Source organism: Micromonospora sp. NPDC005215 (assembly GCF_040607915.1).
In the GTDB taxonomy this organism is placed as follows: Bacteria; Actinomycetota; Actinomycetes; order Mycobacteriales; family Micromonosporaceae; genus Micromonospora.
Genome location: NZ_JBEXHQ010000006.1, coordinates 19,849 through 33,762, shown reverse-complemented (window position 1 = coordinate 33,762; position 13,914 = coordinate 19,849). Strand labels below are relative to the sequence as shown.

At 70.9% G+C, this 13,914-nt stretch carries 12 protein-coding genes; 8 read left to right on the top strand and 4 right to left on the bottom strand.

Annotated elements, in window-relative coordinates:
- From ABZU25_RS07510 to ABZU25_RS07500, 3 genes are read left to right on the top strand one after another with little or no spacing between them, the layout of a single operon-like run.
- Positions 1–1,410 carry a protein kinase gene (locus ABZU25_RS07510; RefSeq protein ID WP_355028497.1) on the top strand — a complete coding sequence of 470 codons (1,410 nt, stop codon included), beginning with the start codon at positions 1–3 and terminating at the stop codon, positions 1,408–1,410.
- Positions 1,407–3,224 (top strand): Stk1 family PASTA domain-containing Ser/Thr kinase, encoded by a 1,818-nt coding sequence (gene pknB, locus ABZU25_RS07505; protein ID WP_355028496.1) that lies wholly within the window; start codon positions 1,407–1,409, stop codon positions 3,222–3,224. Before ABZU25_RS07510 ends, pknB begins: the two co-directional genes overlap by 4 nt.
- A gap of 50 nt (positions 3,225–3,274) precedes the next feature.
- Positions 3,275–3,997: an ElyC/SanA/YdcF family protein gene (locus tag ABZU25_RS07500; protein ID WP_355028495.1), complete on the top strand. Its 723-nt coding sequence runs from the start codon at positions 3,275–3,277 to the stop codon at positions 3,995–3,997.
- Positions 3,998–4,012: 15 nt separating this feature from the next.
- Here ABZU25_RS07500 and ABZU25_RS07495 read toward each other — a convergent pair whose 3' ends face one another.
- The 4 genes from ABZU25_RS07495 to ABZU25_RS07480 are packed head-to-tail and all read right to left on the bottom strand — an operon-like array spanning position 4,013 to position 7,398.
- Positions 4,013–4,663, bottom strand: coding sequence for an aminodeoxychorismate/anthranilate synthase component II (locus tag ABZU25_RS07495; protein WP_355028494.1), 651 nt, complete (start codon positions 4,661–4,663; stop codon positions 4,013–4,015).
- Positions 4,664–4,665: 2 nt separating this feature from the next.
- Positions 4,666–4,944 (bottom strand): hypothetical protein, encoded by a 279-nt coding sequence (locus ABZU25_RS07490; RefSeq protein WP_355028493.1) that lies wholly within the window; start codon positions 4,942–4,944, stop codon positions 4,666–4,668.
- A gap of 4 nt (positions 4,945–4,948) precedes the next feature.
- A complete protein-coding gene (locus ABZU25_RS07485) occupies positions 4,949–6,601 on the bottom strand; it encodes a class E sortase (protein ID WP_355028492.1) in 1,653 nt (550 codons plus the stop codon).
- Positions 6,598–7,398: a DUF881 domain-containing protein gene (locus ABZU25_RS07480; RefSeq protein ID WP_355028491.1), complete on the bottom strand. Its 801-nt coding sequence runs from the start codon at positions 7,396–7,398 to the stop codon at positions 6,598–6,600. The genes ABZU25_RS07485 and ABZU25_RS07480 overlap by 4 nt, the downstream gene beginning before the upstream one ends.
- A 221-nt stretch (positions 7,399–7,619) precedes the next feature.
- On the opposite strand from ABZU25_RS07480, the gene ABZU25_RS07475 reads away from it, so the two are divergent.
- The 5 genes from ABZU25_RS07475 to ABZU25_RS07455 all read left to right on the top strand — a co-directional run bounded on the left by ABZU25_RS07475 (position 7,620) and on the right by ABZU25_RS07455 (position 13,893).
- Positions 7,620–7,883, top strand: coding sequence for a cell division protein CrgA (locus ABZU25_RS07475; RefSeq protein WP_355028490.1), 264 nt, complete (start codon positions 7,620–7,622; stop codon positions 7,881–7,883).
- A gap of 208 nt (positions 7,884–8,091) precedes the next feature.
- Positions 8,092–10,290 (top strand): (Fe-S)-binding protein, encoded by a 2,199-nt coding sequence (locus tag ABZU25_RS07470; RefSeq protein ID WP_355028617.1) that lies wholly within the window; start codon positions 8,092–8,094, stop codon positions 10,288–10,290.
- 105 nt (positions 10,291–10,395) lie between these two features.
- Positions 10,396–11,721: a hemolysin family protein gene (locus ABZU25_RS07465; RefSeq protein ID WP_355028489.1), complete on the top strand. Its 1,326-nt coding sequence runs from the start codon at positions 10,396–10,398 to the stop codon at positions 11,719–11,721.
- Positions 11,714–12,715, top strand: coding sequence for a hemolysin family protein (locus ABZU25_RS07460; protein WP_355028488.1), 1,002 nt, complete (start codon positions 11,714–11,716; stop codon positions 12,713–12,715). The genes ABZU25_RS07465 and ABZU25_RS07460 overlap by 8 nt, the downstream gene beginning before the upstream one ends.
- A 167-nt stretch (positions 12,716–12,882) precedes the next feature.
- Positions 12,883–13,893 carry an NlpC/P60 family protein gene (locus tag ABZU25_RS07455; RefSeq protein ID WP_355028487.1) on the top strand — a complete coding sequence of 337 codons (1,011 nt, stop codon included), beginning with the start codon at positions 12,883–12,885 and terminating at the stop codon, positions 13,891–13,893.
- Positions 13,894–13,914: the final 21 nt, after the last annotated feature.

The following is a 13,914-nucleotide window of genomic DNA, read 5'->3' as shown; positions in this document are numbered from 1 at the left end:
ATGCTCAGCCCCGGCGTCCAGCTCGGCAACCGCTACCGTCTCGACGAGCGGATCGCCAGCGGCGGCATGGGCGACGTCTGGCGCGGCACGGACCAGGTGCTCGGCCGGACGGTCGCGGTCAAGAGCCTGCTCCCGGCCCTGCTCGACGACCCGGACTTCGCCGAGCGGTTCCGCGGTGAGGCCCGCACCATGGCCACGATCAACCACCCCGGGGTGGTTGACGTCTACGACTTCGGCAACGACCAGCAGATCGCGTTCCTGGTCATGGAGTACGTCGAGGGCGACGCGCTGTCGTCCACGCTGAGTCGGGTCGGCCGGCTCACCCCGGCCCGGACGATGGCCCTCGTCGCGCAGGCCGCGGACGCGTTGCACGCCGCGCACGAGAAGGGCATCGTGCACCGCGACGTGAAGCCGGGCAACCTGCTGGTCCGGCCGAACGGCACGCTGGTGCTCACCGACTTCGGCATCGCCCGCTCCGACCTGGTCGGCCAGCTCACCGCCGCTGGTTCGGTGCTCGGCACCGCCTCGTACATCTCACCCGAGCAGGCCACCGGCGGCGTGGCCAGCCCGGCGTCGGACGTGTACGCGCTCGGCGTGGTCGCCTACCAGTGCCTTGCCGGGCGACGTCCGTTCGAGGGCGACAACCCGCTCGACATCGCCATGCGGCACGTGCGGGAGACGCCCCGGCCGCTGCCCGCCGACATCCCCCCGCAGGTCCGCGCGCTTGTGGAACGGGCGTTGGCCAAGGACCCGGCCGCACGCTGGCCGAGCGCCGCCGCCCTCGCCGGGGTCGCCCGTCAGCTCAAGGCCGCGCTCTCCCAGCAGGCCAGGGCCGGTGGCAACTCCGGGCCGGTCTCCGCGGCGCCGGCCTCGCCGGCCGCGCCCGGTCGGGCCCAGGTGCCGCAGGCGCATCAGATGCGTCCGCCGGGCGCCCGTCCGCCGGCCGCCGGACTGAGGCCGACCGCTGTCGCGTCGGCCCAGCAGCCGCGCCCCACCGCCGTCGCGCCGTCCGTCCCGTCCGCCCGGCCGCCGGCCGCACCGAACGGATACCCGCGCGGTGCCGCGGCGGTGCCGTCGGCACCGCCCCGGCAGCAACAACCGGCGGCGTACGCCCGGCAGGCCGTCCCGTCGGCGCCGTCCCCCGAGCCCCGACGGTCCCGGCCCGGCATGGTGCTCCTCGCCATCTTCCTGGCCGTGCTGGTCCTGCTCTGCTCCGGCGTGATTTCCTACAACCTGAAGAAGCAGTCGCAGGCCGGCGAACCCGTCGGGACGAGTGCGCGCACCGCGACGTCCGGCGCGCTGCGACTCGACGGGCGCGACGATCCGACCCAGACGTCGTACCGTCGGGAGATACGACTCCAGCCGGGTGACGGCGGGACGACGACGAGCGAAGGACGACAGACGCGATGACAGCGCAGGCCCGCCTGCTCGGTGGCAGGTATCAGGTCGGCGAGCTGCTCGGCTACGGCGGCATGGCCGAGGTGCACCGCGGTCGCGATCTCCGGCTCGGTCGGGACGTCGCGATCAAGATGCTCCGGACCGACCTGGCCCGGGACGCGACGTTCCAGATGCGGTTCCGCCGGGAGGCGCAGAACGCCGCGTCGCTCAACCACCCGGCGATCGTCGCGGTCTACGACACCGGTGAGGAGACCGCGCCGACCGGCGAGACACTGCCGTTCATCGTGATGGAGTTCGTCAACGGTCTGACCTTGAAGGAGGTCCTCGGCGCCGAGGGCCGGCTACAGCCGCGTCGGGCGCTGGAGATCTGTGCCGACATGTGCGCCGCGCTGGAGTTCAGCCACCGGCACGGCATCATCCACCGGGACATCAAGCCCGGCAACGTGATGCTCACCCAGACCGGCCAGGTCAAGGTGATGGACTTCGGCATCGCCCGCGCGTTGGCCAGCGGCGCGACCACCATGACACAGACCAGCGCGGTGATCGGCACAGCGCAGTACCTGTCCCCGGAGCAGGCGCGCGGTGAGGCCGTCGACGCCCGTTCCGATGTGTACGCGGCCGGCTGCGTGCTCTTCGAGCTGGTCTGTGGGCACCCGCCGTTCGTCGGGGACAGCCCGGTCAGTGTTGCCTACCAGCACGTACGGGAGACACCGCCAACGCCGAGCGACATCAACCCGGACGTCACCCCGGCGGTCGACGCGATCGTGTTGAAGGCGCTGTCGAAGAATCCGCTCAACCGCTACCAGAGCGCCGGCGAAATGCGTGCCGACCTGCTCCGCGCCGCCGCCGGCCGGCCCGTGTTGGCCACCCCGGTGCTGCGCGAGGCGGAGACGGTGGCGATGGCCCCGGCCGGCGGCCGGGGTGGTTACCCGGTTGCCGCCGGTGGGCCGCAGACCGGGCAGATGGCCCGGGTGGGTGACCCGCGCCAGCGCAAGGCGTCCTCCTGGCTGATCGCGACGTTCAGCGCGGTCGGCGTGCTGGCGGTGATCGCCCTGGTCGCCGCCCTGCTCTGGAACCAGCAGCAGGAGAAGGCCAACAAGGCGGTGCCGAACCTCACCGGCAAGAGCCAGGCGGTCGCGGTCGCCGAGATCCAGGCCGCCAACCTTCAGCCGAAGCTGGGTGAGCCGGTCCGGGACAACGACTGTACGAAGGACACTGTCGCCAAGCAGGATCCGGCACCGAACACTCGGCTGGCGCAGTCCGGCACGGTGACCATTCAGCTCTGCGACGGCAAGCCCGACGTGAAGATCCCCCCTGGTTTGATCAATTCGCAGTACGAGAACGTCAAGTCCCAGCTTGAGGGCCAGGGGTTGGTGGTCCAGGACAAGCAGGTGGACAACCCCGCGACCAAGGGCACCGTGCTGAAGTTGACTCCGCCGTCGGGGACCACCGTCGCGCAGGGCAGCAAGGTGATCGTCGAGGTCTCCAGGGGCAACGTCAGCAAGGTGCCCAATGTGATCAACTCGACCCGGGACGAGGCCGCCGAGGAGCTTCGCGAGGCGGGTTACAAGGTCGAGTTCCGCGATGGTGACGAGGTGCCGGCGGACCGTGCGGGTCGGGTCCAGAAGCAGAGTCCGAACGCGGGCACCGAACTGGCCAAGGACAGGACCGTGACCATCGAGATCAGCATCCCGGAGAAGGTGGTCGAGACGCCGACCCCCGGGACGCCGACCGGCACGCCGACGGCCACGCCAACCACGCCCGGCGGCGGGGGTGGCCTCGGTCTGCCGATCCCGCCCCCGCCGAGCCGGCTGCCCGAGGACTAGGGCGCGTGGGCGGAGCCCCTGGCCGGCCGGTGGCAGGCTCAGGCGGCGGTGTGAGTGACGCCGATGTGTCCGGCGTCGGGTCGGTGGTGAGCCGACGTCCTCGACGCCGCGGACGCGTGGCCATCCTGGCGGTCGTCGCGCTGCTGCTCACCAGTCTTCCGTGGCTGTGGACGACGATCGCCGCCCGCGACCACGTGTACGACGAGGCCGACGCGCCGACCGCCGACGTGGTGATCGTCCTCGGTACCGCCGTGGCGGCCGATCGGCAACGGCCCAGTGACCGGCTCGCCGGCCGCCTGGAGACCGCCGCCGAGTTGGTGACCAGCGGGCGGGCCAAGGTCGTGCTCGTGTCGGGCGACGGCGGCGGCACGTCGGGTGACGAGCCAGCGGTGATGACGGCGTATCTCACCGGACTCGGTGTCGACGCGCGTCGCGTGGTGGCCGACCCGTTCGGCCTGGACACGTACGACAGTTGCGCCCGAGCGCGCGAGGTGTACGGCGTCCAGCGGGCCCTGATCGTGACCCAGTCCTTTCATCTGCCCCGGGCGGTGACACTGTGCCGGCAGCTCGGCCTCGACGTCGACGGGGTCACCGCACGGTGCGACGGTTGCGGACGGCTCATGTTCGTCGAGAAGTCGATCCGGGAGTACTTCGCCAGCGGCAAGGCGGCATGGGACACGGTCCGTGGTCGCCCGCCAGCGATCCACTCGCCCGCGAGTCCGGCGGTGCAGGACGCGCTGCGCGTCGTGACCGGCCAGGGTGCTGACCGCTGATCGAGCGGCGGAGCCTCAGGTGGTGGCGAAGGCCGACCGGCGGCGGGCGTCGACCTCGGCGGCCAGCGCGGGCGCGCGCTCCAACGCCTCCTGGTGACCGCAACCGGCCAGCCAGTTGGCAAGCATCAGGTGGCCGCCCTCGGTGAGCACCGACTCCGGGTGGAACTGGACGCCCTCGATCGGAAGGGTCCGGTGCCGCATCGCCATCACCACGCCGGAGCCGGTCCAGCCGGTGACCTCCAGCTCGTCCGGGAGCGTCTCGGGCAACACCGCGAGCGAGTGGTACCGGGTGGCGGTGAACGGGTCGGGCAGGCCGGCGAGTACGCCGACCGACTGGTGCCGTACCTCGGAGGTCTTGCCGTGCAGCAGTTCGGGTGCGCGCGTCACTGTCGCCCCGAACGCCTCGCCGATCGCCTGGTGACCGAGGCAGACACCGAAGATCGGCAGCTCGCCCGCGTACTGGCGGATGACGTCCAGGCACATGCCGGCCCGGTCGGGGCTGCCCGGCCCCGGTGAGAGCAGGATGCCGGCCGCGCCCACCCTGCCCACCGCGTCGACGTCGATCTCGTCGTTGCGGCGGACCTCGCAGGCCACGCCGAGCTGGCCGAGATATTGCACGAGGTTGAAGACGAACGAGTCGTAGTTGTCGATCACCAGGATGCGCATTGTCACCTGCTCGGGGAGGGCGGCGCGGGGTTGTTCTGGTCGGTGTCGTACGGCAGCTCGTGCTCGTCGCCCGCCGGGGCGTCGCCGGTCGCCGGGCCGCCGTCGCCCGTTTCCGCGGGGACGCCGGACTCGACCTGCACGTCGTCGAAGGGCAACAGGGGTTCGGCCCAGGGGAAGGCGAAGTACCAGAGCAGGGCCACCGTGGAGGCCACCAGCAGCACCGAGCCGATCAGCTTTCCGGCCAGGCCGAAGGGAAGTTTGCGCCAGATGAACGCATACATCGGGTCAGCCTCCCAGCTCCGCCGGGCGGCCCGCCGACTTGGGTTGGGTGCGGTCCAGCTCGGCGTGGATGATCAGGCGCTGGTAGTTGTCGAACTTCGGGTTGCACGTGGTCAGGGTGAGCATCCGCTTTGTCGGCTTCTTGTCCGGCTCGCCGGGCACCGGCGCCACCACCTCGACCTGGGTGGGCCGGACGATCCGCGACCGCGACACCAGGTAGACGTACCAGTCGGTCTTGCCCTCGACCACTATCGCGTCGCCCTCGTCGAGTTCGTCCAGCCGCCAGAAGGTGGCCCGGTTGCGGTGGCCGGCGACGGAGAAGTTGCCGACCTGGCCGGGCAGGGCGCTGCCCGGGTAGTGGCCCGGGGCGAAGCGGATGTCCTGCTGCGTGACGCCTTCGACCACTACCCAGTTCTTGTCGAGCTTGGGGATGTAGAGGCCGGCGAGCGGCTTGCCGCGTACCGGGGGCGACGGTTTGACGCTCGGCCCGACCGACGGAGCGACGGTCGGGTCGTCGGTCGGGCCCCACGCCTGTGCCAGTGCCTTGTTGAGGTCGTGCTGGTGGGCGTCGACGATTGCCGACTTGCCCCACACCTCGTAGCCGGCGAAGAGCAGCACCACCAGGCCAAAGGTGATCAGGATTTCGCCGGTGACGCGGACGCCGGTGCGCAGTCGGGAGCCGAACGACGGGCGGGTGAGCTCGGAGTAGACGCTCTTGTAGCCCTCGCCGGTCTGGTGTGGCCGGAGTTGGACCACCCGCTCGCCGCGCCGGGGCCGGGGCGGCTCGCCGGGGTTGTCGCCGCCACCGGTCGGCTCCTGGGGGCCTGCCGTGCGGGGGACGGCACCCATCAGCGCTGTCGAGTCCATCGTTGGTGGGCGGGTGGTGGGGGTGGCGGGCACGGCGGGAATCAAGGCGGTGGCGGCCGGGTCGGCGACGCGATCCGGCCCGGTGGCGGGGGCCCGGCCCGGCCCGGTGGGCGGGACACGGGTCGCCCCGGCGGAAGAGGAGGCATCCGGGCCGGGCGCGGACGAAGCGGCAGGGGAGCCGGTCGGGCGTGCGGGCCGGGCGGTGATCTGGGGGATGAACGCGGTCGGTGAGTCGGCAAGCGGTGGCGTCGGGGGGCCGGACGGGGCCTGTTGACCCGGCGTGCCGGAGGTCGTCGGCCGGGTCGGCATCCCACCGGGCGTGCTCGGGGGGGTCCCGGTGGCACCTGACGCGCCACCGGTGGCCGGCGCTGCCGGATGGGTGGGCGCGGCGGCCCCGGGCGCCGGTCGGGTGGACGGGCCGGTGGGCGTGGGGGGTCGGATCGGGGCGGCGGGCCGTAGCGGGCCCGGGTTGGTCACGGCCGGCCGGCCGGCCGCGGGCGGACCGTCGGACCCTCCGTGCGGCCCGGGTCGGGGGGCGGTGCTGCCTGGCCACGGCGGGGGTGCCTCGACACCCCGGGGACCGGGGGTCGGGTCGGCCGGGCGGGGAGGCTCAGGCGTGGCCGGCGGGCGCGACGCATCGGGCCGGGCGGGCAGCATCGGCTCGGGCCAGTTGCCGGCCGGGGTCGGCCGAACCGGCGCCGGCTCGGGCCGGTCAACCTTGGGTAGGAAGGCGGTCGGATCGTCGGCCTGGTCCCGGTGCCGCCCGTCGCGGCGCTCGTCGGGCGCGCTCACTTAGGCACCGTGGCCGAGCGTAGGGAGGTCGAGTCCTCGAATGCCGGGACTCGCACCGTTGATGCCGTTTCCTTGTAGCCGAGTTGGTAGTCGTCGACCGCGTCCTTGAACCACTGGACTCCCTGAGAGCTGGCGAGGGCCTGCTGGAGGGCAGCGGGATCGCCGATCGCTACGATCTTGAACGGTGGGGAGTACACCCGGCCGTGGAGCAGCAGGGTGTTACCGACGCAGCGTACCGCGCTGGTTGCGAGCACGCGGACGTTCATGATTGACACGGCTTCCGCTCCGCCGGCCCAGAGCGCGTTGACCACCGCCTGCACATCCGCCTGGTGCACCACCAGGTCGTCGTTGTCGGCGTCCGACTGGGTCTGGTCGAGCTGCGGCGCGTCGTTCAGCTCGACGGTGACCCCCGGCCCGGCGAGGGCGGTGAACCCGGCGGCCTGGAGGCTGCCCTGGGCGCGATCCTGCTGATCCTTGATCGGGGCGTCCGAGCCGGCCAGCGTGTTGGTCCGTTGCTGGACCTCGTCGCGCAGCGTGGCGGCCCGGCGTTCGCTCGCCGCCACCTGCTCGCGCCGGTCCTCGATGAGCTGGTTGAGCTGGGGCCGTCGGTCCTCACGCAGCGCGGTGCCGCCAGCGGTGGTCGCGGTGGTGGTGAAGAGCAGCCCCGCCGCGGCGGCGATCAGGGGCACCCCGATCGACCAGCCCGGTCGGCGTTGACGCGGTCGCCGGGGCAGTAGCCCGGCGGCGGCCCGTCGGAGGACCTTCTGCCAGGAGGTTGCGCCGGATGTGTACTCCACCGAGCGTTCCTTCCGCGTGTCGTGGATCGGTCCGCCCCGGCCGGGCCGGTGATGCGAACAGTCCCGCCTTTTTCGGTCACTCCGTGCGCCGGCCTGACCCCATTCATGGTCCGGACGGGCAATCGGGACTACGCTAGCTGTCGAACATTATTGGCCATGGACCGTCGCCCCCGCGCCCGGTTGTCAGGCCGGACGAGGTCGTCACCCCTCTGGAGAGCGTCGTGCCCAAGTCTCAGGTCCGCAAGAAGAAGGTGTACACCCCGCCGACGGACGTCCGTCCGACGACGGCGGCGTCGACGCGCAAGCCTAGCCCGGTGTGGTTGCCGGTCACCGCGGTCGCCTTGATCGTCGTCGGCATCGGCTGGCTGGTGCTCTATTACCTGTCCGAGCAGGAGTACCCGGTCATGGCGTGGGGTTACTGGAACCTCGCTGTCGGCTTCGGCGCGATGGTCGCGTCGCTGGCGCTGCTCTCCCGCTGGCGCTGAGCCGGCTCGGGGCCGTCGCGTCGGCGGTTCCACGTCACCCCACCGTGCCCCTGCCCGGCAGGATCGGATGGGGCCCCCTAGGGTGTCCGCAGGCAGCGTGGCCTACTGCGAGATGACTCACGTTACTGCTGGGTAACCTTCGCGTAGGCTGCACTGCATGACCGAGCAGAGCGAGGTCATCAGGCAGCAGACCGGGGAGGCCAACTCGATGGGCAGCGTCCAGATCGTCACCACGATCCTCGCGGCCGCCATCACCGCCGTGGCGGTGTGGCTTGCGGTGCGTGCGGTCCTGAAGATGGTGGCAGTCATCCGGCTCGGGCAGCCCGCACCGGAACGGTTCACCGACAAGGTCGCTCGTGCCAGGACCATGCTGGTGGAGACGGCCGGCCACACCCGGATGCTCAAGTGGGGCGTGGTGGGCGCCGCGCACTGGTTCGTGATGGTCGGCTTCGTCGTGCTGTCGCTGCTGGTGCTCGAGGCGTACTTCGAGGTGGTCACCACGGACGGTGGCCTGCCGGTCGTCGGGCACTGGACGATCTTCGGCCTGGTCACCGAGATCATCGGGGTGCTGGGCCTGGTCGGCATCGTGGTGCTGATGGCGATCCGGCTGCGCAACCGGCCGACCCGGCCGGGCGGGCGGTCCCGGTTCACCGGCTCGACCATGTGGCAGGGCTACTTCGTCGAGTGGATCGTGCTGCTGGTCCTGATCTTCGGGTTCGTGATCCGGGGCTTCAAGGTCGCCACGGACCACTTCGAGTTCCCGTTCTGGGCCACCCCGGTCAGTCACGCGGTCGGTGCGGTGCTGCCCGACTGGGCGGACGGGGTCAGCGTCGCCGCCGCCATCAAGATCATTATCTCGATGACCTGGCTGATCGTCATCTCGCTGAACGTCACAATGGGCGTCGCCTGGCACCGCTTCCTGGCGTTCCCCAACATCTTCTTCAAGCGTGAGCCGACCAGGCCGGCCGGCTCCGGCCTCGGTGCGCTGCGCCCGATGACGAGCCAGGGCAAGCCGCTCGACTTCGAGGAGGCCGACCCGGAGAAGGACCAGTTCGGCGTCGCCCAGGTCGAGCAGTTCAGCTGGAAGGGCCTACTGGACTTCAGCACCTGCACCGAGTGCGGCCGCTGCCAGTCGCAGTGCCCGGCCTGGAACACCGGCAAGCCGCTGTCACCCAAGCTGCTCGTGCTGAGCCTGCGCGACCACGCGTACGCCAAGGCGCCCTACCTGCTGGCCGGCGGCGGCAAGGATCTGACCGGCGAGGAGAAGGCCACCCAGGCGCAGCTCGCCCACCTGGACGTGCTGGCCCTGGCCGAGGCGGACAAGCCGTTGATCGGCACCGCCGAGGAGGGCGGTGTCATCGACCCGGACGTGCTCTGGTCCTGCACCACCTGCGGCGCCTGCGTCGAGCAGTGCCCGGTGGACATCGAACACGTGGACCACATCGTCGACATGCGCCGCTACCAGGTGCTGATCGAGTCGAGTTTCCCCTCCGAGGCCGGCGTGATGCTGCGCAACCTGGAGAACAAGGGCAACCCGTGGGGCGCCCCGCCGAACACCCGCGAGGACTGGACCAAGGGTCTCGACTTCGAGGTGCCCCGGGTCGGCGAGGTGGACGACTTCGAGTACCTCTTCTGGGTCGGCTGTGCCGGTGCGTTCGAGGACCGGGCCAAGAAGACCACCCGCGCGGTGGCCACGCTGCTCAACGAGGCGGGCGTGACGTTCGCGATCCTGGGCGAGGGCGAAACCTGCTCGGGCGACCCGGCGCGGCGGATCGGCAACGAGTTCGTCTTCCAGATGCTCGCCCAGCAGAACGTGGAGACGCTGAACGAGGCGTTCGAGGGCCGCGAAAAGGCCAAGCGCAAGATCGTCGCGACCTGCCCGCACTGCTTCAACACCCTGGGCAACGAGTACGGCCAGCTCGGCGGCGAGTTCGAGGTGGTCCACCACACCCAACTGCTTGCCCACCTGGTCGCCACCGGCAAGCTCACCCCGGTGCAGCCGGTCGACGGCGGCGTCACCTACCACGACCCCTGCTACCTCGGTCGGCACAACCGGGTCTTCGCGGCCCCCCGTGAGGTTCTCGGTGACGCCATCGCCGGCGAGCTCACCGAGATGCCCCGCAACAGCGAGCGTTCCTTCTGCTGCGGCGCTGGCGGCGCGCGGATGTGGATGGAAGAGAAGATCGGCAAGCGGATCAACGTGGACCGGGTCGAGGAGGCCATGGCCACCGGGGCGAAGACGGTCGCTGTCGGCTGCCCGTTCTGCTCGACGATGCTCAACGACGGGGTCAACGGCAAGGGCGCCGGCGAGCAGGTCGAGGTCGTCGACGTGGCGAGCGTGCTGCTCCGTTCGGTCAAGCCGGAGCAGCCGCAGGGCGGCCGGGAGACGGCGCCGGTCGGCGGCTGAGGCGCGTACCCCCGGGGGTTCTGCACATCGACGGCGGCGGCCCTCAGGGTCCGCCGCCGTCGTGCAAGAATCTCGCCGAGGTGAGGCGACATCGACGGCCTACTCTTGACGACGCTGTTGCCCCTGGTCGGTTTCGTTGCGCTGACCGCGGGCAACGCGTTCTTCGTCGCGGCCGAGTTCGCCCTGGTCACTGTCGACCGCGCGGAGATCGACCGGCGGGCCGCCGCGGGCGACCAGGCCGCCCTGACGGTACGCGCGGCGCTGCGCGAACTCTCCTTCCAACTCTCCGGCGCGCAGCTCGGCATCACCATCACCGCACTGCTCACCGGTTACCTGGCCGAGCCGGCCCTGGCGCGGCTCTTCACCCCGCTGTTGCACCCGCTGGCCGGGGAGAGCACCGAGCGGTTCACCCCGTTCCTGGCGTTGGCCCTCGCCACGCTGCTCTCCATGCTCTTCGGTGAGCTGGTGCCGAAGAACGCGGCGCTGGCCCGGCCCATGCCGGCGGCGCTGGCCACTGCCGGTCCGATGCACACCTTCTCCCGGACGTTCGGCTGGCTGATCCGGGGGTTGAACGGCTCCGCTAACCGGCTGGTCCGGGCGCTCGGCGTCGAGCCGCAGGAGGAGCTGGCCAGCGCCCGCTCGCCGGAGGAGCTGGGCCTGCTGGCGGCCATCTCGGCTCGGGCCGGCGCGCTGCCGACCGACACCGCGATGCTGCTGCGTCGTACCATCCGGTTCGGCGACAAGCGGGCCGCCGAGGCGATGACCCCCCGGGTGGACGTGGTCGCGCTGCGTGCCACGGCCACCGTGGCCGAGTTGCTTGAGCAGTCCCGGCAGACCGGGCGGACCCGGTTCCCGGTGTACGAGGAGACCCTGGACCTGGTGACCGGCGTGGCCGGGGTGCCCGACGCGCTGGGCGTGCCGCTGGCCGACCGGGCGTCGACCATCGTCGGTTCGGTGGCCCGTGAGCCGGTGTACGTGCCGGAGAGCCTCAACCTGGACGGCGTGCTGGCCGCGTTGAAGGCGGCCGGGGCCGACCTGGCCATCGTTGTCGACGAGTACGGCGGCACGGACGGCGTGGTGACGATCGAGGACCTCGTCGAGGAGTTGGTCGGGGAGATCGCCGACGAGTTCGACCCGGCGAGTGTGGACGACCCCGACCCGGTCGAGTTGACCGTGCCCGGTGGCGAGCGGACCGTGCTTGTCGACGGGGTGCTCCGCTCCGACGAGGTGGCCGAGCAGACCGGCTTCCGGCTCCCCGAGGGGCCCTACGAGACGTTGGCCGGCTTCCTGATGGCCCAGCTCGGGCACATCCCGTTGGCCGGCGAGACGGTCGAGGCGAGCGGCTGGGAGTTCACGGTGGTCGAGGTGGAACGGCACCGGATCGAGCAGGTCCGGGTGTTGCGCCCGGCGGAACCGGACGACGATGACTGAGCTGCTGGTGACCGTCCTGCTGCTCCTCGGCAACGGGTTCTTCGTGGGCAGTGAGTTCGCGCTCATCGCGTCCCGCCGCACGGTGATCGAGCCGCTGGCCGCCGGGTCGAAGCGGGCCCGGTGGGCGTTGTCGGCGATGAACCAGATCCCGTTGATGATCGCTGGCGCGCAGCTCGGCATCACTGTCTGCTCGCTGGGCCTGGGCGCGATCGCCGAGCCGGCGTTGGCGCACCTGCTGGAGCCACCGTTCCACGCGGCCGGCCTGCCCGAGCGGGCGGTACACCCGGTGGCCTTCGTGCTGGCCCTGGGCGTGGTGGTCTTCCTGCACACGGTCGTCGGTGAGATGGTGCCGAAGAACATCACGCTGGCCGGTCCGGAGGTCTCCGCACTCTGGCTCGGCCCGGCGATGCTGGCGTTCTGTGTGGCCACCAAGCCGCTGCTGCTCGCGATGAAGTGGGCGGCCCGCCGGGTGCTCGCGATCTGGCGGATCGAGGCGTCCGAGGCGGTGAAGACGGTGTTCACCGCCGAGGAGTTGGCCGGGCTCGTCTCGCAGGCCCGCACCGAGGGGTTGCTCGACGAGGAGCAGCACGCGCGGATCACCGGTGCCCTGGCCCTGCACAGCCGCACCGCGGCGGATGCCCTACAGCCGTGGTCGACGGTGGTGACGGTGGCCGAGGACGTCTCGCCGGCGTCGTTGGAGGTGTTGGCGACCCGGACCGGCCGGTCCCGGTTCCCGGTGGTGCAGCGGTCGACCCGTCGGGTGCTCGGCTTCGTGCACGTCAAGGACGTGCTCGGGTACGCCGGGCAGGGTCGCCGGTCGCCGGTGCCGGCCCAGGTCTACCGACCGCTGGCGGTGGTGCCGCCGGAGCGTACGCTGGCGGATCTGCTGCTGGCCATGCGCCGCGAACGGCGGCACATGGTGCTGGTCAGCGACGGCCGGCGCCCGCTCGGTGTGGTCACTCTTGATGATGTATTGACGGCAATCGTTGGTTGATACGCCAATACCCTTGGTGTGCAAGCGGTTGCACGACAGTGACGGTTTCTCCACTCGCCTTGATTACCGCCCCGCGCTTCCCTAATGTGAGGCACCGACCGCTGTGGGTCGTCTGCCTCGGCCCTTCCCTCACGCGAGGCGCCCGGCGGTCGGTTGCAAAGGAGTCGGTGCCGGTGGCAACCATGCCCCCTCATCGTCACGACCTGAATGCGTCTGCTCGGCCGGGTGGTCTACGCCGGGCTGGTCACCGTCTGCTCGTCCTGGTCGCCGCCGCGGTGGTCGGCGCGGGCCTGCTTGCCGCCCCGGCGCACGCCGCGCCCACGGTCGACGAGATCGAAGCGCAGATCGACAAGAAGTGGGAGCAGTTGGAGCCCACTATCGAGCAGTACAACAAGGTCAGGGCGCAGCTGAAGGTCAATCGGCAGAAGTCGGTGGACCTACAGAAAAAGATCGAGCCGCTGGCGTTGCAGAGCGAGTTGGCGCTCAACCGGGTCGGCGATCTCGCCTCCCGCTACTACATCTCGGGCCCGTCGCACGACATTGGCGCACTGCTGGTCAGCGCCAAGCCGGACACGCTCACCGAGCAGCTCACCATCCTCGACCGGCTTGCCGCGCAGGAGCGCAAGGAGGTCGAGGGCGTCCTTGCCGTGCGGGCCAAGTACGACGGCGAGAAGCAGAAGCTGGACGCCCTGATCACCACTCAGACCAAGCAGCAGAACGAGCTGGCGGCGAAGAAGAAGCAGATCGACGCCGAGATCAAGCAGCTTGAGGCGTCGATGCCGAAGACCACTGTGGTGACCGCGGCCTGCCCGACCATCAACGGGGTGGTCAGCGCGGCCGCCCGCACGGCGATCAGGACCGCCTGCGGAAAGGTCGGCAAGCCGTACGTCTGGGGTGCCACCGGCCCGAACTCGTTCGACTGCTCGGGGTTGACCCAGTACGCCTACAAGGCGGCCGGGATCTCCCTCACCCACCACACCGGTGACCAGTGGAACGAGGGGAAGGCCGTCGCGCGAGCCGACGCCCGCCCCGGTGACCTGGTCTTCTTCTTCTCCGGCCTGAGTCATGTCGGGCTGTATCTGGGTAACAACCAGATGGTGCACGCACCACGTGCCGGTAAACCGGTGCAGGTGTCGAGCATCAACACGATGCCCGTCGCCGGGTTCCGGAGACCCTGATCCACAACGTGCGACACGACG

Excerpts from the sequence above, each read along its gene's own strand:
- ABZU25_RS07495 (WP_355028494.1), bottom strand. The coding sequence starts at position 4,663 with ATGCGCATCCTGGTGATCGACAACTACGACTCGTTCGTCTTCAACCTC.
- ABZU25_RS07460 (WP_355028488.1), top strand. The coding sequence starts at position 11,714 with ATGACTGAGCTGCTGGTGACCGTCCTGCTGCTCCTCGGCAACGGGTTC.
- ABZU25_RS07490 (WP_355028493.1), bottom strand. The coding sequence starts at position 4,944 with ATGTATGCGTTCATCTGGCGCAAACTTCCCTTCGGCCTGGCCGGAAAG.
- pknB (WP_355028496.1), top strand. The coding sequence starts at position 1,407 with ATGACAGCGCAGGCCCGCCTGCTCGGTGGCAGGTATCAGGTCGGCGAG.
- ABZU25_RS07470 (WP_355028617.1), top strand. The coding sequence starts at position 8,092 with ATGGGCAGCGTCCAGATCGTCACCACGATCCTCGCGGCCGCCATCACC.
- ABZU25_RS07510 (WP_355028497.1), top strand. The coding sequence starts at position 1 with ATGCTCAGCCCCGGCGTCCAGCTCGGCAACCGCTACCGTCTCGACGAG.